The sequence below is a fragment of the Dictyobacter halimunensis genome, assembly GCF_036245075.1.
This window is the reverse complement of sequence record NZ_BSRI01000002.1, coordinates 5,340,579-5,363,693: the sequence shown is the minus strand read 5'-3', so window position 1 is coordinate 5,363,693 and position 23,115 is coordinate 5,340,579. Positions and strand designations below refer to the sequence as shown.

Genomic DNA, 23,115 nt, shown 5'->3' with positions numbered 1-23,115 from the left:
AGGTGGCCGAACTACAGAGTAACGCAGATATTGCCAGAACAGTAAACATACTATATCATTCCTGCGAAGCGTGCTGTCCCTGGTAACCAGATTTACGGAGAATATAATGGCGGGCATCCCCACTGAAATCGTCAATACATGGCTGCTTGCAAACGGTCACTTCACGAATCCCTTGAGTAGCCAGTTGCTCAGGTCGTACACCAATGATGTATACGAAATTTTCTCCGGCGATGAGAAGTACATCCTCAAGATTTATGGTGCGGGCTGGAAAAATGAAGCTGAAGTACGCTATGAGATAGCGCTGTTGAAGCACCTGGCAGACAAGGGTCTGCCGGTGGCGAATGCCATTGCCCCCTGCAATGGCAAAACCCTTCATCAGTTCAATGAGCGCTTTTCTGTGCTATATGAATATGCGGCTGGTCGCAAGCCTGAGCCGCCATTTACGCCACAACTATACTACGCCTTCGGCAAAGCCATCGCCAGCATGCATGAGCTATCCAACGATTTTAAGACCAGCTGGCACAGACAACCACTCGATCTGGACTACACCATTGATAAGCCTCTAGAGCACATTATCCCGTTGCTCAGCAGACATGAACAACGAGATTTTCTGTGCGGTGTGACCGACATGATCAAAACAGGGCTGAACAGGCTAGAGGCACAGGGCCTTGACTGGGGGCCGATCCACGCTGATGCCACACTCGATAATCTACACGTAACCCCCGATGGGCAAATCGTGCTCTATGATTTCGAAGAAGGCCCTGGCTGGCGTGCCGCCGATCTGCAAGGATGGGCCTTTCAGGGGCAGGCGCACCAGGAAAAGTGGCATGCGTTTCAACAGGGCTATCAAGCGGTGCGGCCACTTCGATCAGCCGACCTTGAAGCCGCACCCTATCTGACGATCGCCTGGGACATCTGGGGCATACAGATTGATCTTGACAGGCGCATCCTCCACCAGGGACATGAGCAGGTAAGGACGTATCTGGATGAGCAGCTCAACAACATCAAGGGCCGGCTCCAACAATTTGGATGGCTCTAACCGACTATTGCATCAGATGCGCCAGTAGCTTCCGTTCTCACGCTGCATCAGCTTCTCACCGACGAGCTCGCGGCGGATTGAGGAGGCGTCCTCGTGGTGGCGCTGGATGATCTCGTTGACCTGCTTCTCCGTGTAGCGCGTCCCCGGCTCGAAGCGGGTGGCGAACCACTTCAGCACCACCGAGCGCTTCTTGCGGCTGGCGGGAATCTCCTTAAGCCGCTCACCCTCAAAGAAATCCTTCAGCACCTTGTGCTCCCAGGCATCACCGGCGACATCATCCACCAGCGAAGCCATCCTCTCGGACGAGAGCAGCCCCTTGCTCATCGTCTGCAGCGCGTCCGAGTCAAGCCAGTACAGATGAATATTTCCATCGGCGCGCATCCCCACCAGACCCGTCTCCTTCAACCTCGCCAGGTGATGCGAGACGGTCGGAGCCCGCAACTGTAGCTGCGCCGCCAGCTCCTCTACGCTCTGCTCCCGCACGGCCAGCAGCCCCAGCAGCTTGAGCCGCGTCTCATCCGCCAGCACCTTAAAAAATTGCAGCAAGATCTGAAAATCTTCCGCTGACATCTCTACCTCCTGTCCATTATTTCAACGCGCATCTAATTAGTTTTCAATCTATTTAGATATACATCAAATCTGCATAAAAGTCAAGTTGGACGGGTGATATCCTCGATAGCGCTTCCTGTGTTGATATCGCTGCGGCTTTACTATATAGTGGAGACTGGAGAGAGGAGATCACAAGATGAGCATGATTGTAGAGGGAATTGAGCGAGCCGTCTTTGGTGAGGTCACAGCGGATGACGTCGCTGCCTGGATCGACCAGCACGTGCGCAACCGGCTCACGCTGGGTGTGCGCGCTGTGTTGTTTCGTACGGGTCGGCTGGCCGCGGTGTATGGGCTGCAGCTAACCAACGGGAGCAAGATTGTGGCTAAAGTGCATCGTTCAGCTGATATCGATCAACTTGGCGCGGCGGTAACGTGTCAACGACTGCTGGCTGATGCTCACTATCCATGCCCATTACCGCTCGACGGTCCGGTTGAGGCCGATGGCCGCGTCGTGCTGCTCGAAACACTCCTTGATCAAGGCGAGCAAGGTGATGCCCATAATCCCGCGACGAGGCGTACAATAGCCCGGTCGCTTGCCGAACAGATACATATTTTAAGAGCCGTCCCAGAGCTTCGGGCGCACCTCCTCACACCAATAGCCTGGGCGAATTACAGTAGCGGCCCCTGGCCAATTCCGCACGATTCGATCTTCGATTTCACCACGACCCCACCCGGCTTCGAGTGGCTCGACCGTATCGCAGGGCAGGCTGCGACGATACTCATGCCTCGCAAGCAACCGGATGCGATCGCCCATAGTGACTGGGTGTGCCAGAACTTACGCTTCACTGAGAAGGGGGTGAGCGCCGCGTACGATTGGGACAGCCTGCTGGCGGAGTCCGAGGCGGTTCTGGTTGGCGTGTCCGCCGGAGCCTATACGGAAGGTAGTCGCTCCGGAGATGACGCGCCCACGCCAGAAGAGGTTGTGGGCTTCCTATCTGACTACGATGCGCATCGAGACACGCCGTTCAGCAAGCAGGAGCAGGCCGCGGCCGCGGCCGCGGCAACGTGGGTGCTGGCCTATAACTCGCGCTGCGGCCTGGGCGTAGAAGCACTGGGCTTCCCCACCGGTGAAGGATCACCCTTGCAAAAGCTATCCCGCTATGGAAACGCTTACCTTTCCTTGCGTTGGTAATGTCATGTGTTGATTCGCAAGCCACCAAAGCGATGATGATGAGAGATCTACCATCCTCCTCTACTGGCGCTGCAAGAAGGCCAGGCGCACGCCCAGGCCAATAAAAATGCCCCCGGTCAGCCAGTTCAGGATCTTCGAGGCGCGGGCATGGCCCTTTAACCATCTGCCCAGGACGCTGGCGAACAGGGCCACCAGGAAGTTCACCACGGTACCCGAGATATTGAAAATGGTGCCCAGGATGATGATCTGCAGAGGAACAGAGCCGTGAGCGGGATTCGTGAACTGGGGTAGGAAGGCCAGGAAGAACAGCGCCACCTTGGGGTTCAGCACGTTAGTGATGATCCCCTGCGCGAAGATGCGCCAGAGTCCCATATGCTCAACGGATGGCGCGATCAGCGAGTGCTGACGGCTGAGCAGCGTACGAACACCAAGATAGATCAGATAGATCGCTCCCGCGAATTTAACGAGATTATACGCCAGGGGGACCGCGGCGAGGATACTTGCCAGCCCCAGCGCGACGATACACGTCTGGATCAGGCTGCCGACGGCAATACCCAGCGCCGAAACAAAGCCAGCACGCTGACCCTGGCCCGCGCTACGCGCAATCACGTAGAGCATATCGGGTCCAGGCGCGATATTCAAAGCCCAGGCGGCCATCAAAAATAACGGAAGGACGGCTAGCGATATCATAGAGGTCGTCTCCTTCTAGCGATACATCAGCACAATTCTATTATTGTATGCAGCAAAATACGCGAAGTCAACGCGCAAATAGAACTTTCTTGATTTGAGATCGAAAAACCAGATACGTTTGTAACTTAATATAGTGTTGAGAAGATATCAAAAATACATTTATAGCGTTAAACCATTAAAAGCGAAAAGAAAATTACATCGATCAAGGAAGAAAGAGACAACTTTAATGAAAAAAGAGCAATCTGTGGCAGTATTTATTCATGGTGGCATGAGCCTGCTACTGCTACTGTGCTTCTTTTGCAGCCTGCTGGCGTTCGATGCCTCGCGGCACAGCGCCAGCGCGGCCACGCATACAACACAGGCCAGCCACCACGTACACCAGGATGATAGTACAAAGCCAGGCCGCAGCCGGACCCGCTACCACTACACCACCACCCATCATTATTACTCCAGCAGCGGCTCCCACTGGCCGTTCGACACCGCGACCTCGATCGTCATTCTGGTCGTATGCGTGATTATATCTATCTTCTTCGCCATCTTTAAGTGGCTAAAGCAAGACGGCTATAACGATGAGTAGCGTATGGTGACAATTGGAGCCAGACCACCAATATGCCTATTGATCAAGGTTCTTCCATAAATAAAAGACGGTTTCGCCCGGCGGACAGTTCTCAAGCTTTCCGTAGAGGCGATACCCCATTTTTTGATAAAATGCCGGAGCCTGAAAGTTTCCAGTCGCGACGCGGGCGTAGTGGCAACCCCGCTGCCGTGCCTCACGCTCCGCTTCCTCCATGAGCCGTCGACCAAGACCATGCCGACGCATAGACTCATCTACCCACATAATGCTGATTTCAAGCCACTGCGGAATCGCATGCGTCCTCCCGACCAGCCCGCCGAGCAGTTTCCCTGTTCGATCAAGCAGCGAGATTTGCAACTGTAAAGGGCCAACGCGTTCTACAGGAAGCGCAGTGCTGTGGGTCTGATTAAAGGCAATCAGCTGATTCGTGAGATAGTTTTCTCGTTGCTCGCTGACAGTATGATCGAACACATACTGGTCACGGAGGATATCCTGATTCATGGTCTGAACTCCTTCTCAAAGGGGAGACACAACAAATCCGCCAGCTCAACTAGAAACGAGGCTCCTTTCACCTATCTTTGAAAATGCGCTAAGGCCAATCGGATCCTGGGATCCAGGTATGATCGACTGGAAAAAGATTGGTCAGAGCTGCCAGCACCTCGTGAGAGAGCGCAAGGTTACTTTCTTTTAGGCCCCAGGAGATCGGAACATATCCGAAAACGAGTTGGGTCAGCGACTGTGGGGACATCTGAAGCCGAACCGAAGCTTCTTCCGAGGCACTAAGCCAGAGACGACGCCCGGAGATGTGAAGCGTCACAGCTTCTGTCCCCACTATCAAGGTGATCGCGCCCTCCCAACAAGCGAGCGTTTGTCGCCAGCGCCGCTGCAGTTCGGGCAACACGGCCTCAAGCAGAGAAGGGAAATGAACCAGACGCGCCATACACCCTGCGTAACGATGGTGATAGGTCTGCCTGAGCACGGACCATTCTTCATGTCCCGTCTCCCACTCAGAGGTATCGGGAACTTCCAGGTGCTCCCTCATCCATCGAACCATCGGTGAAGTCGGGGGCAACCGGTAATGCAAGCTTTGTGGAATGTCCTGCAAACCATCGTGCAAGTGAGCGTGGTACTGTAAGAGCGAGAGCAGAGCCTCCCAATCATCTGCCACACATTCGAGCGCGGTATGCGGATGTGAGGCAGCCGATAAAAGCAGGTATCCCTTCATAACCCCTTCTGGACCCAGGCTTGCCACCATATGTCTGCGGGTAGCCTGATACTCAAGCATGTAGCGTTGCTGATCAAGAGAGCGCACAAAGCTGCCCGTGTAGGAACCATAATGGCGTTCATAGAGAGCAAGGAGAGGGGTTGCATCCTCTGGCGTCACCGTTCGCACCGCGTAATTGCCCGCGGCCTGCGCCAAAATGGCGTTGCGATCTACCTGATAGCTGGAGAGATCAAACACATCAGTATAACCATAGCGATAGTAAAATTTGGGAATCCCATCTAAAAGCAGCAGAGAACGCTGGTGACTTGTGGCAAAGGCAATCGCGTCCTGCATCAGTGCTGTGGCCACACCTTGCTTGCGGAAGGCCGGATGTGTAAAGACGACGCTGACGCAGGCCATAGGGATACGTGCCACTCCCATACAAAGCAGACGCTCACTGAAGAGATAGCCACCTATAAGTTGGTCCTCTCGGAAAGCCGCTCGCACATGCTCTGCATGAAGGCAGGGATCAGCCAACGTCCTCTGTTGCCAACGCCGCGCGTTCTCCTGCGTGGATTGAGCGGAAAAAACCTGATCCGCAAGCGAAAAGAATGCCGTATATTCTTCTGGTGATGCAAGTGCTCGCACATGAAAAGGTGCCGAAAACATACAGGTTCCCATTCTTTCTTCTGAAGGCCAAAAGAGCGTCTATATAAACACTCTATTACGCGATAGTGATCGTTCTTTATCTCCTACTTGCTGGCGTGAGAATACGCCAGAGGGATGATACAATAGGAAAGCTTTTATTTAGGAATATCGAGTTGTAAAGGACAAGGGAATGTCAGAGCGCTCCAGATATACACTATTGCCTCAACAAGCTGAGACCTTGATGGATCAGCTCGGCCTGCAGGGCCCACTACGGGTGACGCTGGTGCGGGAGCAGAACCATACCTATCGCCTGAGCTGCCAGCAGCAGAGCTTCTACCTCAAGCTGCACACCAAGGATTGGTATCCTCCCGATGAAGGGCAGACGGGTTATTCGGTGCGCCACGAGGTTTGCGCCTGGCAGATTCTGGCCCAACACGGCCTGGCCACGCCTGAGATCGTGCTGGCGGGCTTCGATGACCGCAATCCGCTGGAGCATGCCTATGTCCTGACCCGTGAGGTTCCCGGCATCTTGCTGGACGGGCTGCTTAAGGATGCTTCCCCGCAGGAGATTGCGCAGATGCTCCACGCGGTGGGCGACTATCTGCGCCGCATGCATGCCATCGCATTCGCCTATCCAGGCTATCTGATGGATGAGGCTGGCCCCGCCACGCCGCCAGATGAGCAGGGCTGGCAGCATTTCACCTGGACACTGCGGGCGCGCCAGCAAGTCACCCATGAGTGGATTCAGCTGCACCGGGACGAGCTGACGCCCTCGCTCCTGGCCCAACTCGAAGCGCTTACACTGCAGCTACCAGCACTGTTTGCCTCGGCCTATACGCCGCCCCGCTTCACCCAGGGGGACTTCAAGATCGATCAGCTCATCATGGCGCAGCACGATGGGCGATGGACGGTCGCCGCCTCCCTGGATATGGAGGTCGCCTCGGCGGGCGACTGTGTCTCGGACCTGGTGAGCCTGTGTATGAGCCTGGCACAAGTGCTCTCCCCTGACTTGCGCTGGTGGGAGCCGCTCTTCTCGGGCTACGGCCAGAAACCCGAGTTCGAAGCCTTCCGGCTGCGCCTGCTCGGCGGCTGGTTTCCTTATCAGCCGCATATCTGGCCGGGAAGCGGTGAAAATGGCTTCACCCACCTGCTACGCGCACAGGACTGGCCGGCCCTCTTCTCCCACGCCCATCTTCCCTCTCGCTGACACGTTGAGCGTCATCTAAGATGGAAGATGCGGTTAATCAGGAGCATGGTGATGGCGACAACTCCCAGCGCGATAATTCTACAGATCATGACAAAGTGATAGGTACTGATATCAGCGCCGACCCCATAGTCAAAGCCTGATTCTAAGATGCCGGCTTGACTGGCTAAGACGGCGATGGAAAGCATGGCCAGCGCCACACCCATCCAGGGACTGGCCGGCTTTCCCCCTCCTTGCTCGAAGCGCAGCAGAGCGCTAAAGCTCTTGCGCTGCAGCAACAGGTTCATGCTCACCAGGGCGAAACAGATGATCAGCAGCATCGCCAGCTTCATCAGACTCAGAGCATAGCCATACGAGGTGTAGAATAGCTGCTGCACCAGCAGAGAGAAGACTCCGACCGAAAAGGCCGCGAACAGCAGGCGCAACCAGGGTGAGAGCACCCGCGCCCCGCTGTCCTGGCTGAGCTTCTGCCCTGCCTGTTGCTGCTCATCAATATGATGGGCGGCACCATAGTAGCCCTGCCCGTAATGGACGCGTTCGTCCAGGGCCGCCTCGGCGGCCTGGCGTACGGTGGCGTCATCATCCAGTCGCGCCTCTAACAGTGAGGAGAGGGGTGCCCGTTCGTTTTGTTCTTGCAGTGCCATGATTGCTGCCTCCCTGACCGTCCATGCACTATCCTGCAGGCCGATCTCTATCTTTTCTATTGGAGCCTGGCTGCCCATTCTGCCCAGCGCCCATACCGACGCCGAGCGCACCGCCGCGTGCGCATCCTGCATCACGGACAGCAATGGCTCTACCGAGGTTGTATCCTGTAATCTTCCCAGCCCTTGCGCGGCGGCGACCCGCACGCTCCACTCGGGATCACGCAACGCGGCCACCAGCGCCTCGGTCACGCCGGGCACGGGGTCCGCCCTTTTTTCGACCTGGAGGGCCAGGGAGCGTGCCGCCGCCGCACGCACAGCGCCATGTTCATCGTGTAAAGCTTGCAACAGGACATCCAGCGGCGCTTCCCGCTTCCCCAACACCTGCACGGCCGCCGCACGCACCGACCAGTCGCTATTTCTGAGGGCGGCGTCGAGCTCTTCAGGATGTTCAGCCAGTTGACGCGCAACCTTCCCCAGGCCAGCGGCAGACAGCGCACGTGCGGTGAACGGCGTCATCATCCCGGTCTCTGTAGGCTCCATATTGTTCCACGTCTGCTGTATTGGCTGCCAGTCGCGCGCGGGTAGATGATGCTCGCGTTCATACTCCTGTTCCATCATCTAACGTTCTCCCCCTCTCTAGCCTGAAGTTCCTTACGCAGCATCTGCAGGCCACGGCGCATCTGCGTCTTGACTGTGTTGAGCGGACGCTGCAACACGTTGGCGATCTCCTGTTGACTGAGATCACCAAAGTAATAGAGATCTATTACCACCCGATATGACTCTGGCAGTGCGTTCACCAGTTGTTGCAGCTCCTCGCGCAGCTCAAAGCGCTCGAAGATGATTTCAGGCTGCTCATCATGCGTATCGGCATCCAGATCCAGCAGAAGCTCGCCCTCAGGAGTATTCAACGATACCCCGGGAGGCGGTTTCGTGCGCTGCACATGGTTGAGATAGACGTTCCAGGTAATTTTATAGAGCCAGGAGTGAATGCTCAGACTACGCACCTGTAAGAGCGTATAGCGATCCAGGGCATGGTAAGCGTTGAGCAGTGCATCCTGTACGATATCTTCCGCGTCCGCCATATTTTTGGTGCACCGCACGATAAAAAAGATCAATTGTTGCGCATACATCAATACAATTCGTTCATATAAGGCCTCTACCTCATCCGCAGGCAGCCGGGCATCCTCGCGCGCGTGCCTCCTGTCCATGCCGCCCCCCTCCTGTGTTTTCTGTTTTACTCATCCTATAACACAAAAAAGCGGCGCAAGGTTTCACGAAAATGCATCTCTTTCGTGGAATGCGGATAATGAATTGGGGCGAAAAAACCGGTGAATACACGAACAGGTCCATGGGCATTGATGCCCATGGACCTGTTCGTGTGCCAGTTATGCGGGATCGGTCAGGCGGCCGCCTTTGCGCAGCGCCCAGATGGCCTGCGCGATGCCGGTGCGCACCGGGGCGGTGTCGGTGATGGGGTTGAGCAGCGCGAAATCATGAATGGTGCCGATGACGCGCTCGGCCGCGACGGGCACGCCGGCCTGCTGGAGCCTGTGCGCGTACGCCTCGCCTTCGTCGCGCAGGACGTCGTTCTCGTCCACGATAACGCTGGCGGGTGGCAACCCTTGCAGGACCTCTAGCGGCGCCTTCAGGGGCGAGAGATGGTAATCCCTGCGTAGAGCCACGTCGGGTGCATAGCAGTCCCAGAACCATCTCATGGCGGCCGCCGACAGCCAGAATCCGCCATCACCATAGCACTGATAGGAGGGGGTATTCATATCCGCGTCCGTCACCGGGTACATCAGCACCTGGGAGGCCAGTTTGGGTCCCTGACGCTCTTTAGTCATAATAGCCAGCACCGCCGCCATGTTGCCACCAACGCTATCGCCAACGACGGCCAGGCGCGCGGGATTGACGCCAATGGAGGCGCCATGATCGGCGGTCCACAGCAGGGCGGAATAGATCTGTTCGAGCGCCACGGGATAGATGGCCTCCGGTGAACGGTCATAATCTACAAATACGACCGTTGCCTGTACGCCATTGGCGATCTCACGCACCAGGCGATCATGGGTCCCCTTATCGCCAAGCACCCAACCACCACCATGGCAATAGATCAGACCCGGCAACGTTCCGGTCGCACCCTGGGGACGCACGATGCGCAGGGAGACCTCGCCCGTCGGGGCAGCCGGAATCCTCCGGTCCTCAATCTCAGCCGGAGGCAGGGTAACACTTACGCTCTGCTGTACGGAAACGAGCACATTGCGCGCCTGCTCAGGCGTCAATGTGTAAAGGGGCGGCCCGCCCTGGGCCTCTAGCTTCTTGAGAAAGGCCAGGGTCGTCTTATCAAGCAAAGCCTCACGGGGATCAGTAGCGACAGTTACCATAACAAACACCCTTTCTGCTGCTGCCTCAGAAGCGGCAGTCCTTTGAAAGAAGGAAGCAACCGGTATATGTTTGCCAGCGTATCGCACAAGGACAAGCAGGTGCAAGGTGTTCAATTTGTGCCTCGAGCCACAGTCGTAGGAGAGGATGCTGGGAGCATCCTCAACCCAGGCTTGCCCTGGCTTGGAGCTCCGCGGCCCGTTCCCGGCCGATTCGTCTCCTTAAAAAGAAGCCGTCGGCCAGTTAGGCGCCAGGATTACATTCTCTGCCGTATCCAGGTTGGGGCATCATTGCTTTCCATAACCTTCTCGTCTCCCCTAAAGCTGAATCCAGTAGCGACAGACCTTTGCCGGCCAGCCCTCGACCTCGGTGATATCTTCCAACATCCCGCCATTGGCTTCAATGATCTTGCGCGAGCCGATGTTGCCCTCATCGCACGTCAGGATGCTTTTCATAGAAAATAATTGTATAAATAATATTATCACTACCACCCATACGCCGTAGATGCGCCCGCAAGGGGCGCATCTATTTTTTGCTCTTATTATTTCTCTTGCATAATTCACATGATCAATCAGGCGGTGCCGACCTGCCAGGAGTGTTGATAAGCGAGCTGTTCCTGGGTGAGGGCGTCGAGCTGGACGCCGAGGGAACGCAGCTTGAGGGCGGCCACGCGCTCGTCGATCTCGGATGGGACGTCATAGACACCGGGAGCGAGTTGCTGATACGATTCGAACAGGTAACGGGTAGAGAGAGCCTGGTCGGCGAAACTGAGGTCCATGATAGCAGCTGGACTGGCCTCGGCGGCGGCTTGACCGATCAGACGTCCCTGGCCGAGCAGGTAGAGCTTACGTCCATTGGGCAGTTCGTACTCGGTCATGTGCTCGCGCAGCTGCGCGGAGCCGGTGGCGAGATCGCGCAGGCCAGCGGTGTCGACCTCGACGTCGAAGTGGCCGGAGTTGGCCAGGATAGCGCCGTCCTGCATGAGCAGGAAGTGCTCGCGCCGGATCACGCCAGCCATGCCGGTGGCGGTCACGAAGATCTCCCCCAGTGGCGCGGCCTCGTGCATGGGCAGGACCTGGAAGCCGTCCATGATCGCCTCCAGGGCGCGCGTAGCGTTGATCTCGCTGACGATGACGCGCGCACCCATGCCACGGGCGCGCATGGCGATGCCGCGTCCACACCAGCCGTAGCCGGCGACGACGAAGGTGGCGCCGGCCAGCAGGGCGTTGGTGGCGCGCAGGATGCCGTCGATGGTATTCTGGCCCGTGCCATAGCGGTTGTCGAAGTAGCGCTTGGTCGGCGTGTCGTTGACGGCGACCACGGGGAAGCGCAACACCTGCTGCTCGGCCATGGCGCGAGCCCGCATCACACCCGAGGTGGTCTCCTCGATGCCGGCCAGCACCTCGTACTCCTCGGGGCGGCTGTGCAGGATGGCGATCAGGTCGGCGCCATCGTCCATCACCAGCTGCGGCTGGATGGCCAGAGTCTGCTCCATATGGCGCTGGTAGCTGGCCAGGTCCTCACCGTGGTGGGCATAGACCGCGATGCCGCGCTCGACCAGGGCGGCGCAGACATCGTCATGCGTCGAGAGGGGATTGGAGGCGCAGAGGGCGACCTCGGCCCCACCTGCCTGCAGCGCTCCGACCAGCACGGCGGTCTCGGTCGTGATATGTAGGGAGGCCGCGATGCGCCTGCCCTCAAACGGCTTTTCGGCCGCGAATTCCTCGGCGACCTGGCGCAGCACCGGCATGTGGCGCGCCGCCCAATCGATACGCTGCTGACCACGTTCGGCCAGGGATCTATCGTGAATATCGTATGACATGTTCAGGGAACATCCTTTCCTCATATAAGTGACACACAAGCAACTAGGCAACCCGATTTCTGCCGCCACCGCGCAGTTGGCGCTGCTTGCGGGCCTCCCAATCCAGCCATGCCACGTCCTGCTGCTGCGTCGCGGCCACCTCGGCGGGCAACCAGTCGGGCGACTGCCGGTAGTGGAAATAACCATGCAGCGTCTCCAACAGGGCCTGATTTGAGCTCAGCACGGCCTGGCAGGACTCCGCTGGGATCAGCGTGCCAACCAGCGCCTCCCGGCCGTCGCGCAGCAGTAGCACAACATTCTCGTCCTGCTCGTCGGTGGGAGCATGAAAGACGCGGCAGCCGCGCGCCCGCGCCTGCTCGATGGCCCGCACCAGCTCGGGATGAGCCGGGATGATCAGGTCCAGGCTCGTGCGCGCCTGCGAGACCAGCTCCACCGCCTGCGCCAGAATGTTTCGTTGGTTGCGCACCACCCAGAACTCTCCCAGGCTGCCGGAACGGGCCAGCGCGGCCAGCGTCGTCGTCAATGTCGACAGCGTCGACTCCATCGAAGCGCGGAAGCGCGCGAACACCGCCTGAGGATCCTGCGCCGTATAGCGCGGCGGATCACCCGGCTGCACCAGGGCCAGCCCCTTCTCCAGCAGACGCTCCATCACCTCGTAGCTGCGCGAACCCGGCACCTGCGAATACTTCCCCACCTCATACCCCGTCAAAGCCCCGCGCGTCAGCAACGTATAATACGCCTCCGCCTCATACTTATTCAGGCCCAGCTGCTGCAACAGATCAACTGTCGTCATAACACCCTCCATCACTAGTAACCACTATAGTGGTTACTAGTATACACTCGAAAATCAGGCGACACAACCCCCGATCACCGCGTGTGTGTCACACAAAATGTTGAGAGCATCGTCAACGCCCATCCCATCCGAACCGAACCCCCAACACGAACCGCAACCCGGCGGGACCATGTCCCCCTCAACACGATCACGCCCCCGTAGGACCGCCAGCGTCAGCGATGCGGTCCCCGTCCCCCCACGACACCGCTTCCCCTGCCTTCCACGCCGGCCCACGCGGCTCCTACACGCAAACGCACCACACACGATCCCAAACGCACCGCGTGGGGCAAAATGTTCTCCACGAAAGGACTTGACACGACCACCCCAATGTCTTATTATGGACTCAATGAGTCTATAATAAAAGGGAGGGCAACATGAAATATTCGCAGGCGACCAACTACGCGCTGCACACGATGATGTATTTCGTGGCCCTCCCGGCGGGAAAAACCATCGGCGTTCAACAGCTGGCAACGTTGCAGAAGCTTTCTCCCACTTATCTGTCCAAGATTTTGACCCGGCTGGTCAAGGCGGGCATGATCGAGTCGGCCCCCGGCGTGAACGGGGGCTATAAGCTGACGCGCAACAAGGCGGACATCTCTTTCCTGGATGTCATTCAGGCGATTGAGGGGACGGCGTCGCTGTTCCACTGCGATGATGGGCCTGAGCACCATGTGTGCCTCATTCAAAATGTGATGGCGCAGGCGGAGCAGCAGATGGAGGATTATCTGAAAACGCGCAAATTCGTTGACCTGGTTGAGCAGAATGAGGCCAATCTGACGCATCTCGTAGATCAGCTCGCGCTGTAAATGGATGCGTGGAAAGAGGCATCTTTTTTTTGCCGCAATTATAGACTTTATGAGTCCATATTATCCATAATCAGAAAGGGAGATCATCTTATGAAGCTAGACTGTGCCATTATTGGCGGGGGACCGGCCGGATTGAACGCGGCGCTCGTCCTGGGCCGGGGCAAAAGAAACGTTGTGCTCTTCGACGATAACCGGCCGCGCAATGCCGTGACGCATGAATCCCATGGCTTCCTCACGCGAGATGGCGTGTCACCAAACGAGTTCAGACGGCTCGCGCACCAGGAGATCGGCGCCTATCCTTCCGTCAGCATCCAGCAGGCCCGTGTTAACGAGGTTCACAAGCATAATGATGATGAATTTGAACTTATTGTGGATAATGGCACAACCGTGCTGGCCAGAACCATCATCCTGGCCAGCGGTCTGAAAGAGACGCTGCCCGACATAGCAGGCATTCACAAATTCTATGGAACTAGTCTGTTCAACTGCCCCTTCTGTGATGGCTGGGAACTCAAGGACCGGCCCCTGGTCGTCATTGTGGAGGAAGGATCGGCCGCCTTCCACATGGCCACTCTCCTCTGGAACTGGAGTCGAGACCTGCTCGTCTGCACCAATGGACACGCAATGTTCACTGAAGAGCAGAAGGCGGCGCTGAGCAAGCACGAGATCCAGTTCGTTGAAGAGCGCATCACGGCCCTGGTCGGCACAAACGGCATGCTCGAACGGGTTGAGTTCGCGGCCCATGAGGCCATAGCCCGGCAGGGCGGCCTGGTGGCTCCGCGCTGGGATCCAGCCTCCCCCTTTGGCGAACAGCTCGGCTGTGAGACGAATGAGATGAAGGGATTCACCGTGGACCGCCTCGGCCGCACCTCGGTCAAGGGAGTCTATGCCGCCGGCGAGGTCGTCGCTCCCTCGCAGCTCATTGTCTCCGCAGGCCAGGGAAGCGCCGCCGCTGCCGGCGTGATCTGGGACTTAACCGAACGTGAATTCTCAGCCTGATCGTCCCGGTGCCGGGTTGGTTGAACCCGGCACCACCGGCTGGCTTACAGATATTGTTCCACAAACGCGCTGTGCTCCTCTTGCAAGAGGGTCAGAGTTTTGAGAAGGAAGGGTAACAGACTGTGCTGCAAAGCATAATCGATAGCCTTCCTCGCCTCCTCATAGCGTCCCAGCGCGGCCAGGGACATGCCGGACCAGAAGTAGTCGGACTCGTCATCGAATGAACTACTCTCTATACTAAGACCAAACTGCTCCAGTGCCTGCTCGTACTCTCCCCGCATCCAGGCGAGCATGCCCTGATAGGAATAGCGCCAGGACACTTGTGGCGTTTCCAGAGCAGATAAAGCGGCGAAGTCTTCCACGCGCTCAGGAGTGAGCCGGGGGTCCAGGCAGAGTTCAAACCATGCTTTCGTCAAACGGTGTATCAATCCTGACGGATGAAGCTCACAACTCTTGCAGATATCAGCGTAGCCATGCTCAACGTCATTTATGCCTATATAGGCGTATGCTCGATTGTGATAGGCGTTCCAGGCATTTGCATTCAACTTGATACAACTGCCATAGTCCTGAACGGCGCGCTCATATTGCTGCAGGCGCAGGTAACAGTTGGCGCGACCATAATATAATCCAGAAGTACCTGGCTGCTGCTGAATACATAGATCGAAGTCTTTAATCGCCGACCCATAGTCCTTTAAACCTTGTAGGGCACATGCGCGATTAGAGTATGCCGCCCACAGTATATTGTTCAGTTGGATGGCTCTCTGGGCAGCCCAGTATGCGTCCAGAAATTTGTATAGACCCATATAGGCCGTCGCTTGATAGTTATAGACTATCGCCATCTTGTCATTGCGCTTAATAGCCCGCGCGCAGTCGTCCAGCGTGCGCTCAAAATCGCGCAGGCACAGCCAGGCATAGGAACGCCAGGCATAGAGCGTGGCACTGAATGGGAAGAACACCAGCAAAACTGAATAGTAGTTAATCGCCCAGCGATATTTCCTGTGACGCACTATCAGCGCATAACTAACACGCCTTAATATGAATATAAAAAGAGCAATGACGAGAATAAAAATGCCTACCAGGCTCATCAGGTTTGTAACGTCCATGCTTTAAATATGCCTCTTCCTTTGACCTCTTGCCAGGCAGCATCCAGAAAAATAAAACTCTTGCATAATTATAGTGCAGTCTGCCCTGCTTGTCCCCATTCCCAACATACGTACCATTGCAGATGAAAGCCACCAAACAGGTGTACCTGCTAACCTCTTTTACCTGAGGATATAGGAGCACTGATTGGCCTCGGAAAGGAAAGGGCTACAGATATTGCTCAACAAACGTGCTGTGCTCCTCTTGTAGGAGAGCCAGGGCTTTGAGAAAGAAGGGCGACATGCTGCGCCGCAGAGCATAATCAATGGCCTTCTTCGCCTCATCATAGCGTCCCAGCGCGGCCAGCGCCATGCCGGACCAGAAGTAGTTGGCCTCGTTGGTGAATGGATCGCTCTCTATCCCGAGCTCAAACTGCGCCAGCGCCTGCTCGTACTCTCCCCGCATCCAGGCGAGCATACCCTGATATGAATGGCGCCTGGAAGGTTGTGTGGTCTCCAGCACGGATAGGGCCGCGAAGTCTTCCACTTGTTCAGGGGTGAGCCGGGGATCAAGGCAAAGCTCACACCATGTTTTCAACAAATGATGTATTAATTCCGCCGGATGAAGTTCACAGCTCTTACAGATATCAGCATAGCCGCGCTCAATATCGTTTAAGGCCATGTATGCGTATGCTCGATTATGATAGGCATTCCAGGCATGCGCCATCAAATCGATACTGCTGGTATAGTCCTCAATGGCGCGCTCATATTGTTGCAGGCGCAGATAACAGGTGGCGCGACAAAAATATTGATCGGTGAGGCCCGGTCGCTGCTCGATACACACATCCAGGTCTTTAATCGCCGCTTCATAATCCTTCAAGCCGTGCAGGGCACAGCCGCGATTATAGTACGCCGCCCATAGCTTATCGTCCAGCTGAATGGCGCGCTGCGCGGCCCAATACGCGTCCTTAAATCGATATAGCCCCATGTAGGCCGCCGCCCGATTGTTATACGCCATCGCTACCTGGTCATTGTGCTTGATGGCCCGCGCGCAATCGTCCAGCGCCTGGTCAAACTCAAGCAGGCAGAGCCGGGCCCAGGAACGATTGACATAGAGCATGGCACTGAATGGCCAGAGCGCCAGCAGGGCCGAATAGTAGTTGGCCGCCCAGCGATATTTCTTCCAATAGCGCATCAAGGCATAGCCGAGGCCCTCAATCGAGGCTATAAGAACGGCAACAACGAAGATAATATTCCCAACCAGATTAAACAGATCTAAAACATCCATGCTCATCCTTTGGCTTCTTGCCGGCCAGTATCAAGAAAAAATAAAACTCTTGCATAATTATAGTGCATCCTGTCTATCCTGTCTCCATTCCACAACCTGCGTACCATTTGCAGATAAAAACCACATAGCAAACAAGCGGGCGTGCTTACCCCCGACCCGGTATTTTTACCGGGATAGATCACCAGTAGCCCATCTCTAAGGAAGCTTTGCCCGGTCATGAAAACCGGTAGTTCCACAGGCGTAAATCTCTGCCTATCAAGCTAGACTTTGCATATGGGCGATGGGATATACAGCAAACACATACATCGGCCATCGCCATCAATCAGCCATCGTTTTTCTCATGCACGACCGTAAAGAAGGATCCGCGATGATATCCAACATCAAATAAACATCGGAAACGAGAATCGTAGGTTCGGCCCTTGCGGCCGATTTCCGCGCAGCGGCCCTGTGCCCGGGCGCGCACGTTCCACCAACGATGCGATCTTCCTATCAAAGGTGAGCCAGAGTGTTACGTTGAATGTATTGGGACTTGCTCCAGCTAAGAAAGCAGGCAGACACCCGTGGGGATGTCTGCCTGCTTTCTACCATTGGGCCGCGATGGAAGCTTCTTTAATGCGGAGCTAATTTCAAGATCAAAAAAGGTAAATAGATTGGGAAGAGGACATAATGAAGAGGAGACCAATATATCAATTGGAGAGGGAACGGCGGTTTTCAAAGGTGTGGACGTGCCCGACGGCCCTGAAGCCGGCTCTCTGATAGATGTCCAGGCCGTCCGTCGAGGCCTGCAACACGCATTTTCCCCCGAGCACGTCCCGGCCTGCTTCATTCAATATATGTTGAAACATGGCGCTGCCAAACCCCCTGCGGCGATAGTCTGGGTGAGTCACGATGTCGTAGATACCAGTTGTCTGGCTGCCAACGAAGAGCGTGCTGGTGGCGATGACCTCGCCATGCAGCCTGCCAAGGTAGTAGCGCATGGCCGGAAACGTCTCGGGAGGATACGCACTGAGACGCTGGAAGTAGGCGCGTACCTGCTCACCCTCGTCGGAATTCCCGAACAGCGCACCGATCGCCTCTCCAAAGCACAGCAGATCGTCCGCCGTCGTGACTGGTGTGATCTCTAACTCGGTGTCTGGAAGCGGAGATGCCTGAATCTGAGAGAGATCCGCGTACATGGCAACATGGGTCTCGGTGTGTTCCAATCCATGCCGGGCCATCTCCACACGATCCATCTCCGCGATATCGTTCCCCCAGTACCACACGGCCAACGGAAAACCTTTAGCATTAAAGCGGTCAACCACGGCCAGCGCCTCGGTTAGCGCGGCCATATCCCTGATCACCAGCACATTGAACGTGTCGCTGGGCAGCCCACAGTCAACGGCCAGAAAGCCACTGTGATCCGTGACTGTCATACCTGGAACGCGGCGGGCAAGATAGGAAACCTTCTCCTCAAAGTTCGTTCGAATATCCTCTCTCATATGCCATCCCCTTTCCCTATCCTCGTACATTAGCCCAGGTATGAAAGTCCCTCAAACGCGAAAACGTTCCCCTGTAGGCGGCCGTAGGTGCCGGGCTTGCCCCGGCTTTGCAGCTAAACACTCCAAATACATGAAAAGCCCCAATCCGTTCCCTGTGCATGCCGCCTGCTGGCCCCCGCCACGTACCCGTAGCAACGACCATGCACAGGTCCATCCTGCCATACCAATCAGAGCAGGTGCAGGTCACGCCGGGAGGGCCAGCAGATGGCGGGGGCCGAGGTGGGAAGCGCCCGCAAGGGGCGCATCTACTATCAGGGGCCGAGGTGGGAAGCGCCCGCAAGGGGCGCATCTACTACCAGGACCGCTGGCGGGCCGGGAAGGTCTGCTCCTGGTCTAGCTTCTCGACTGGCCGGAAATTGACATCCAGGGAGGCGAGTCGCGCTTCATGCACCGCCAGCCGTCCGCGGAAGTCGGAGAACTCAAGGCGCTCCTTTGGCGTCCAGGCGACCTCGGAGAGCGCGATGGCGCGCGGAAACAGCATGTACTCTAAATGCTTCGTGGTGGGGACGTACTCGCACCAGAGATTACACTGGGCCCCCAGAATATGGCGCGCCTGCTCGGGAGTGAGCTCGGCCGGGATGGGATCGAAGGAGTATACCTTGTCCAGAGGCAGGTAGCCGCCAATGGCCAGCGGTTCCTCGGGATCGTTGGATTGGTAGTAGTCGAGATAGACGAACGTATTGGGGGTCATGACCACGTCGTGCTGCGCCTGCGCGGCTGCGATCCCCCCTTCAATCCCTCGCCACGACATCACGGTGGCGCCGGCTGGCAGGCCACCTTCGAGGATCTCATCCCATCCCAGCATGCGGCGATTATGCTGCGTCAGAAACGTCCCGAGCTGTGACAGGAACCAGCTCTGCAGCTCATCCTCATCTTTCAAGCCCAGTTTTTTGATCAGCGCCTGCACCTGCTGGCTCGCCTGCCATTGATCTTTGATGGCCTCATCGCCGCCAATATGAATGAAAGGACTGGGGAAGATATCCATGATTTCGCTCAGGACATCCCTGAGAAATTGAAAGACCTCCTCAGTGGGGTTGAACAGGTAGGGATTGATGCCCCACGTTGTCGATACTTCGACCGGCGCCTGCAAAACGCCCAGTTCAGGGTAAGCAGCGATTGCCGCCTGGGCATGGCCGGGAAGATCGAGCTCAGGCACAACGGTGATAAAGCGCGCAGCCGCGTAGGCGACGATCTCGCGTAGCTCCTCCTGGCTGTAGAAACCGCCATGCGCTGTACCGTCGTATTCCTGTGACTTGTGGGCGTGTCCGACCACTGTCTCCTTGCGATACGCGCCTACCTCGGTCAGCCGGGGATATTTTTTGATCTCGATGCGCCATCCCTGATCATCTGTCAGATGCAGGTGCAGCATATTTATTTTGTGCAGGGCCAGCACGTCGATCAGCTTGAGCACTTCTTGCGTTGGGATAAAGTGGCGCGCGCTGTCGAGCATGCAGCCGCGCCACGAGAAGCGAGGCGCATCCTCGATACTGACGGCCGGGATATTCCAGGTCTGGCTAACCGGCGTTGAGGAGAAGATCTCGACGGGGAGCAACTGCCTGAGCGTCTGCGTGGCGTAGAACACGCCAGCGCGATGCGCCGCCCGCAGCGTGACCTGCTCCGCTGTGACCGTGAGCGTATACCCTTCCTGACCCAGCTGTGCCAGCTGGGGATCAATGCCCAGCGAGATAGCGGGCAGCGGGGACTGCTCACCTGTAAGCACGCGCGGCACGAAACCGAGCGCGGGCGCCAGCGCGTTGGCCAGCAGTGTGCCGATGGCCTGTGTCTCCTGGTCTGTCACGATCACGGTATCACGGGTCAGCTGAAAATATCCTTCTACGCGCGCGATACTGGCGGGTCGGGGCAGAATCGACAGTTCGGAGTGATTGAGAGATGCGTGTGCATGCATTGCATGGCTCCTTCCAGGAAATAGAGATACAGAGATAACTTGAACGGGAGCATTCAAGCTTATTACAGCATTTGCACGTATAATGGGCGTTGATGAGTAGTGTAGAATATCCAACCGCTCCTGTCAACAATCCAGAGCCCCCACAAGATAACAACATTTGATTTTATATATTCTGCATTTCCTTATACTGTAATGAGAACACAATACTTGCGTGTTTCCTCTCAACGTGGATCAGGCAAGCTAAATTATTGAATACGCATTTTATGTTTTAGGTACATCGTACCCATGGAGGTTGTGGATGATGGTGAAGGTACGCCCACTCTGGTTAAAGGTCAGCTTTATCGTTGGCATGGGATTGATCGCAGTAATAATTCTGGCGCGGCAGCATGCATCGTCTCTCGTCAGTAACCAGCTGGCCCCCACTCCTACCCCGCTGATTCAGGCGAATCAGCCGATAGCGATTATTTATACAAATGGCCGGGACAATTATTTTCATGTTCAAAACGGCACAGCCGCTCGGAATATATCCGCTGACTACAGGTGGATCACCTTTAGCTTCATTGACGCGTGGCAGGGAAATACGGCCAACCATGAGACGATATTTGTATGCAGGCCGAACATAAATGGCTCGGGCTGTCATCGAGAGCCCGGCACCAATAAACAATGGGCGTTGCTTAGCATTCTGCCCTATCCAGGCACATATGACAATATGACCGTTGGACCGGCCATCGGCTTCAAGGAAGGGAAGAGTAGTCCCCTCAATGGCTCGTATCGCTGCTTCCAAACGGGCAAAACCACCTGCAGTCGTCCGGGTGCGCAATCGATCATGCAGAAAACGGGGACGCTCCACTACCTGCACTATGTCAATCCCCAGCCTCCCCATGGCCTCACCCCCTTCGAGGCCAAAAGTGCCAGGGATTTCAAACTGGTCGAGGACACGCTCCACGGGAACATCTCAGCGATGCCGGTAAACCTCTCCGCTCATAACTAACTTATATCCAACAAACCGGCCGCATTCCTCCCTGCCTCAAAGGCAGGGAGGAATGCGGCCGGTTTGTTGTTTGGAGCTGAAAGCAAAAAGTCCACAAATATTGAAACCCATGTCGTTTATGTGTGAGAATGTAGGAACGCGGCAAACACAGCAAAAGTAAGGGAAAGGCGAGAGCTTCATGGATAGCATTGAGCAGGAAGTAGCCGGGCAGAATGCGCTACCCGATATAGACGGTGAACTTCCACGGCTCCCGTGGACGCGCATTGTGGCGATCAGTATCTTCGCCCTGGCGCTGAACTTTCAGTGGGCGGCCATCAGTACGATTATTCTGCCCAGCCAGGTCTTCAAGATGGTGGGCGACCTGGACAAGGGGACGGCTCTGGCCTTTGTGTTGATCCCCGGCGCGTTCGTCTCGCTGTTCGCCAATCCGCTCTTCGGCTGGCTGAGCGATCGCATGGGGGGACGGCTGGGGATGCTTGGACGGCGGCGCCCCTATATCTTGCTGGGCACTCTGGGCTCGGTGGCGACGCTGTGCTGGATGGCCTCGGCGCGCGACGTGCTCTCACTGGCCATCGCCTACGCGCTGACACAGTTCATCAACAACGCGGCCCAGGCCCCCTATCACGCGCTGCTACCCGACATCGTGCCGCCCGAGCAGCGCGGCCTGACCTCCGGCGTCATCGGCCTGATGGTCATCGGCGGCAATATCGGCGGCGTCCTCGTCGCCGGCCGCTTCATCGATTCCTCCCTCCCCCTGGACCGCTACACGCAGGGACTCTGGATCACCTACGGCATGATCATCGCGATCCTGCTCATCTTCCTCCTCATCACCATGCTCTTCGTGCGCGAAAAGCCGATCCCCAGCATCACGCGCGAGCGACAAAATTTAGACTATACGAAATTCAATATCAAGGGATTGCGCTGGCTGGAGATGCCGGCGACGCGCACGATCGCCTCTGTGGTGGCGGTGGCCGCGCTGGTGCTGGGGCTGCTGACGCTGTGGAACGGCTGGCATCCGGGCGGCATCGTCATCGGCAACGACATCGAGCAGGTGGTGATCGAGATCATCCTGACCATCGGTATCCTGCGCCTGTTCGACTTTCGGCCGCGCCGCGATCCTGATTTCGCCTGGGTGCTGGCGACGCGCCTGATCATGATGCTGGGCATCTATACTATCCAGGCCTTCCTGCAATACTACATGCGCGACGTGGTGCGCGTGCCGCATCCCGAGCAGGCCACCACCAACTTCCTGATCATCGTCTCACTGACCAGCCTGGGCAGCGCCTTCGCCGCCGGCTGGCTCTCGGACCACCTGGGGCGCAAGCGGCTGGTCTATATCTCCGGCGCCTTTATGGCCGTGGTAGGGACCGTCTTTGTGATAACCCATGAGCTGCCGCTGGTCTTCGCCGCCGGCGCTATCTTCGGCCTGGGCTACGGGGCCTACCAGAGCGTGGACTGGGCCCTGGTGGCCGACACGCTCCCCTCGCGCCGCAACTACGCCCGCGACATGGGCGTCTGGAACGTTGCGCTCTCGCTCTCGCAGGTCATCGCGCCCGTCCTCGGAGGTCCCCTGCTCGACAGCTTCACCCGCTCCGGCCAGACCGTGCTGGGCTACCAGGTCATCTTCGGCATGTCGATCGTCTACTGCGTCATCGGCACCGTCACCGTCCGCTTCATCCGCGGCGTCAAAGCCTGACGCCGCGGGAAGAGAAATCGGACCTCGCGTCCGATTTC

The 23,115-nt window shown here is 56.9% G+C and carries 22 protein-coding genes; 8 read left to right on the top strand and 14 right to left on the bottom strand.

The annotated features are described in order from the left end of the window. Positions 1-106: 106 nt before the first annotated feature. Entirely contained in the window at positions 107-1,039 is a 933-nt protein-coding gene (locus tag AABA21_RS36290) for a phosphotransferase enzyme family protein (protein ID WP_338257727.1), read from the top strand. Positions 1,040-1,051: 12 nt separating this feature from the next. Here the strand turns inward: AABA21_RS36290 and AABA21_RS36285 are convergent, their stop codons facing one another. Further along, complete coding sequence (locus AABA21_RS36285; RefSeq protein WP_338257726.1) at positions 1,052-1,609, bottom strand: DUF2087 domain-containing protein; 558 nt, start codon at positions 1,607-1,609, stop codon at positions 1,052-1,054. Positions 1,610-1,784: 175 nt separating this feature from the next. Between AABA21_RS36285 and AABA21_RS36280 the strand changes: the two genes are divergently transcribed. Then, positions 1,785-2,780, top strand: coding sequence for a phosphotransferase (locus AABA21_RS36280; protein WP_338257725.1), 996 nt, complete (start codon positions 1,785-1,787; stop codon positions 2,778-2,780). Positions 2,781-2,840: 60 nt separating this feature from the next. On the opposite strand, the gene AABA21_RS36275 is transcribed toward AABA21_RS36280, so the two are convergent. Continuing rightward, complete coding sequence (locus tag AABA21_RS36275) at positions 2,841-3,470, bottom strand: LysE family translocator (RefSeq protein ID WP_338257724.1); 630 nt, start codon at positions 3,468-3,470, stop codon at positions 2,841-2,843. Between the two features lie 244 nt (positions 3,471-3,714). Between AABA21_RS36275 and AABA21_RS36270 the strand changes: the two genes are divergently transcribed. Beyond that, a complete protein-coding gene (locus tag AABA21_RS36270) occupies positions 3,715-4,047 on the top strand; it encodes a hypothetical protein (RefSeq protein ID WP_338257723.1) in 333 nt (110 codons plus the stop codon). A gap of 36 nt (positions 4,048-4,083) precedes the next feature. Here the strand turns inward: AABA21_RS36270 and AABA21_RS36265 are convergent, their stop codons facing one another. Both AABA21_RS36265 and AABA21_RS36260 read right to left on the bottom strand, forming a co-directional pair. Continuing rightward, positions 4,084-4,545 (bottom strand): GNAT family N-acetyltransferase, encoded by a 462-nt coding sequence (locus tag AABA21_RS36265; protein WP_338257721.1) that lies wholly within the window; start codon positions 4,543-4,545, stop codon positions 4,084-4,086. Positions 4,546-4,633: 88 nt separating this feature from the next. Beyond that, entirely contained in the window at positions 4,634-5,917 is a 1,284-nt protein-coding gene (locus AABA21_RS36260; protein ID WP_338257720.1) for a GNAT family N-acetyltransferase, read from the bottom strand. A 169-nt stretch (positions 5,918-6,086) separates the two neighbouring features. On the opposite strand from AABA21_RS36260, the gene AABA21_RS36255 reads away from it, so the two are divergent. Further along, positions 6,087-7,103, top strand: a complete 1,017-nt coding sequence (locus AABA21_RS36255; protein ID WP_338257719.1) for a phosphotransferase family protein — start codon at positions 6,087-6,089, stop codon at positions 7,101-7,103. Between the two features lie 11 nt (positions 7,104-7,114). Here AABA21_RS36255 and AABA21_RS36250 read toward each other — a convergent pair whose 3' ends face one another. The 6 genes from AABA21_RS36250 to AABA21_RS36225 form a co-directional block, all read right to left on the bottom strand. Further along, positions 7,115-8,362, bottom strand: coding sequence for a HEAT repeat domain-containing protein (locus tag AABA21_RS36250; RefSeq protein ID WP_338257718.1), 1,248 nt, complete (start codon positions 8,360-8,362; stop codon positions 7,115-7,117). After that, positions 8,359-8,952 (bottom strand): RNA polymerase sigma factor, encoded by a 594-nt coding sequence (locus tag AABA21_RS36245; protein ID WP_338257717.1) that lies wholly within the window; start codon positions 8,950-8,952, stop codon positions 8,359-8,361. The genes AABA21_RS36250 and AABA21_RS36245 overlap by 4 nt, the downstream gene beginning before the upstream one ends. A gap of 177 nt (positions 8,953-9,129) precedes the next feature. Beyond that, positions 9,130-10,125, bottom strand: coding sequence for an alpha/beta hydrolase (locus AABA21_RS36240; RefSeq protein WP_338257716.1), 996 nt, complete (start codon positions 10,123-10,125; stop codon positions 9,130-9,132). 315 nt (positions 10,126-10,440) lie between these two features. After that, positions 10,441-10,578: a hypothetical protein gene (locus AABA21_RS36235; RefSeq protein ID WP_338257715.1), complete on the bottom strand. Its 138-nt coding sequence runs from the start codon at positions 10,576-10,578 to the stop codon at positions 10,441-10,443. Between the two features lie 116 nt (positions 10,579-10,694). After that, a complete protein-coding gene (locus tag AABA21_RS36230) occupies positions 10,695-11,945 on the bottom strand; it encodes an adenosylhomocysteinase (RefSeq protein ID WP_338257713.1) in 1,251 nt (416 codons plus the stop codon). Between the two features lie 43 nt (positions 11,946-11,988). Continuing rightward, a complete protein-coding gene (locus AABA21_RS36225) occupies positions 11,989-12,738 on the bottom strand; it encodes a TrmB family transcriptional regulator (RefSeq protein WP_338257712.1) in 750 nt (249 codons plus the stop codon). A gap of 413 nt (positions 12,739-13,151) precedes the next feature. Here AABA21_RS36225 and AABA21_RS36220 point away from each other — a divergent pair, with 413 nt between their 5' ends. Both AABA21_RS36220 and AABA21_RS36215 read left to right on the top strand, forming a co-directional pair. Further along, complete coding sequence (locus AABA21_RS36220) at positions 13,152-13,583, top strand: Rrf2 family transcriptional regulator (RefSeq protein WP_338257711.1); 432 nt, start codon at positions 13,152-13,154, stop codon at positions 13,581-13,583. A 90-nt stretch (positions 13,584-13,673) separates the two neighbouring features. Continuing rightward, positions 13,674-14,579: an NAD(P)/FAD-dependent oxidoreductase gene (locus AABA21_RS36215; protein WP_338257710.1), complete on the top strand. Its 906-nt coding sequence runs from the start codon at positions 13,674-13,676 to the stop codon at positions 14,577-14,579. Between the two features lie 44 nt (positions 14,580-14,623). Here the strand turns inward: AABA21_RS36215 and AABA21_RS36210 are convergent, their stop codons facing one another. The 4 genes from AABA21_RS36210 to AABA21_RS36195 form a co-directional block, all read right to left on the bottom strand. Next, complete coding sequence (locus AABA21_RS36210) at positions 14,624-15,682, bottom strand: tetratricopeptide repeat protein (RefSeq protein ID WP_338257709.1); 1,059 nt, start codon at positions 15,680-15,682, stop codon at positions 14,624-14,626. 205 nt (positions 15,683-15,887) lie between these two features. Further along, complete coding sequence (locus tag AABA21_RS36205) at positions 15,888-16,946, bottom strand: tetratricopeptide repeat protein (RefSeq protein WP_338257708.1); 1,059 nt, start codon at positions 16,944-16,946, stop codon at positions 15,888-15,890. A 686-nt stretch (positions 16,947-17,632) separates the two neighbouring features. Then, on the bottom strand, positions 17,633-18,424 hold the full coding sequence (locus AABA21_RS36200) for a GNAT family N-acetyltransferase (RefSeq protein ID WP_338257707.1): 792 nt from the start codon (positions 18,422-18,424) through the stop codon (positions 17,633-17,635). 352 nt (positions 18,425-18,776) lie between these two features. Further along, positions 18,777-20,390 (bottom strand): beta-N-acetylhexosaminidase, encoded by a 1,614-nt coding sequence (locus tag AABA21_RS36195; RefSeq protein WP_338257705.1) that lies wholly within the window; start codon positions 20,388-20,390, stop codon positions 18,777-18,779. Positions 20,391-20,688: 298 nt separating this feature from the next. Here AABA21_RS36195 and AABA21_RS36190 point away from each other — a divergent pair, with 298 nt between their 5' ends. Both AABA21_RS36190 and AABA21_RS36185 read left to right on the top strand, forming a co-directional pair. Beyond that, a complete protein-coding gene (locus AABA21_RS36190) occupies positions 20,689-21,381 on the top strand; it encodes a hypothetical protein (protein ID WP_338257704.1) in 693 nt (230 codons plus the stop codon). 178 nt (positions 21,382-21,559) lie between these two features. Next, the gene (locus AABA21_RS36185; protein WP_338257702.1) at positions 21,560-23,077 is read left to right on the top strand and encodes an MFS transporter; all 1,518 of its coding nucleotides are present in this window, start codon (positions 21,560-21,562) and stop codon (positions 23,075-23,077) included. The last annotated feature ends 38 nt before the right edge of the window (positions 23,078-23,115 follow it).

Bases quoted from the DNA above. Each gene is read 5' to 3' on its own strand.
- AABA21_RS36215 (WP_338257710.1), top strand. From the start codon at position 13,674: ATGAAGCTAGACTGTGCCATTATTGGCGGGGGACCGGCCGGATTGAAC.
- AABA21_RS36265 (WP_338257721.1), bottom strand. From the start codon at position 4,545: ATGAATCAGGATATCCTCCGTGACCAGTATGTGTTCGATCATACTGTC.
- AABA21_RS36240 (WP_338257716.1), bottom strand. From the start codon at position 10,125: ATGGTAACTGTCGCTACTGATCCCCGTGAGGCTTTGCTTGATAAGACG.
- AABA21_RS36220 (WP_338257711.1), top strand. From the start codon at position 13,152: ATGAAATATTCGCAGGCGACCAACTACGCGCTGCACACGATGATGTAT.
- AABA21_RS36205 (WP_338257708.1), bottom strand. From the start codon at position 16,946: ATGGATGTTTTAGATCTGTTTAATCTGGTTGGGAATATTATCTTCGTT.
- AABA21_RS36210 (WP_338257709.1), bottom strand. From the start codon at position 15,682: ATGGACGTTACAAACCTGATGAGCCTGGTAGGCATTTTTATTCTCGTC.
- AABA21_RS36260 (WP_338257720.1), bottom strand. From the start codon at position 5,917: ATGTTTTCGGCACCTTTTCATGTGCGAGCACTTGCATCACCAGAAGAA.
- AABA21_RS36185 (WP_338257702.1), top strand. From the start codon at position 21,560: ATGGATAGCATTGAGCAGGAAGTAGCCGGGCAGAATGCGCTACCCGAT.
- AABA21_RS36275 (WP_338257724.1), bottom strand. From the start codon at position 3,470: ATGATATCGCTAGCCGTCCTTCCGTTATTTTTGATGGCCGCCTGGGCT.
- AABA21_RS36290 (WP_338257727.1), top strand. From the start codon at position 107: ATGGCGGGCATCCCCACTGAAATCGTCAATACATGGCTGCTTGCAAAC.
- AABA21_RS36190 (WP_338257704.1), top strand. From the start codon at position 20,689: ATGATGGTGAAGGTACGCCCACTCTGGTTAAAGGTCAGCTTTATCGTT.
- AABA21_RS36225 (WP_338257712.1), bottom strand. From the start codon at position 12,738: ATGACGACAGTTGATCTGTTGCAGCAGCTGGGCCTGAATAAGTATGAG.
- AABA21_RS36200 (WP_338257707.1), bottom strand. From the start codon at position 18,424: ATGAGAGAGGATATTCGAACGAACTTTGAGGAGAAGGTTTCCTATCTT.
- AABA21_RS36255 (WP_338257719.1), top strand. From the start codon at position 6,087: ATGTCAGAGCGCTCCAGATATACACTATTGCCTCAACAAGCTGAGACC.
- AABA21_RS36245 (WP_338257717.1), bottom strand. From the start codon at position 8,952: ATGGACAGGAGGCACGCGCGCGAGGATGCCCGGCTGCCTGCGGATGAG.
- AABA21_RS36285 (WP_338257726.1), bottom strand. From the start codon at position 1,609: ATGTCAGCGGAAGATTTTCAGATCTTGCTGCAATTTTTTAAGGTGCTG.
- AABA21_RS36280 (WP_338257725.1), top strand. From the start codon at position 1,785: ATGAGCATGATTGTAGAGGGAATTGAGCGAGCCGTCTTTGGTGAGGTC.
- AABA21_RS36250 (WP_338257718.1), bottom strand. From the start codon at position 8,362: ATGATGGAACAGGAGTATGAACGCGAGCATCATCTACCCGCGCGCGAC.
- AABA21_RS36235 (WP_338257715.1), bottom strand. From the start codon at position 10,578: ATGAAAAGCATCCTGACGTGCGATGAGGGCAACATCGGCTCGCGCAAG.
- AABA21_RS36195 (WP_338257705.1), bottom strand. From the start codon at position 20,390: ATGCATGCACACGCATCTCTCAATCACTCCGAACTGTCGATTCTGCCC.
- AABA21_RS36230 (WP_338257713.1), bottom strand. From the start codon at position 11,945: ATGTCATACGATATTCACGATAGATCCCTGGCCGAACGTGGTCAGCAG.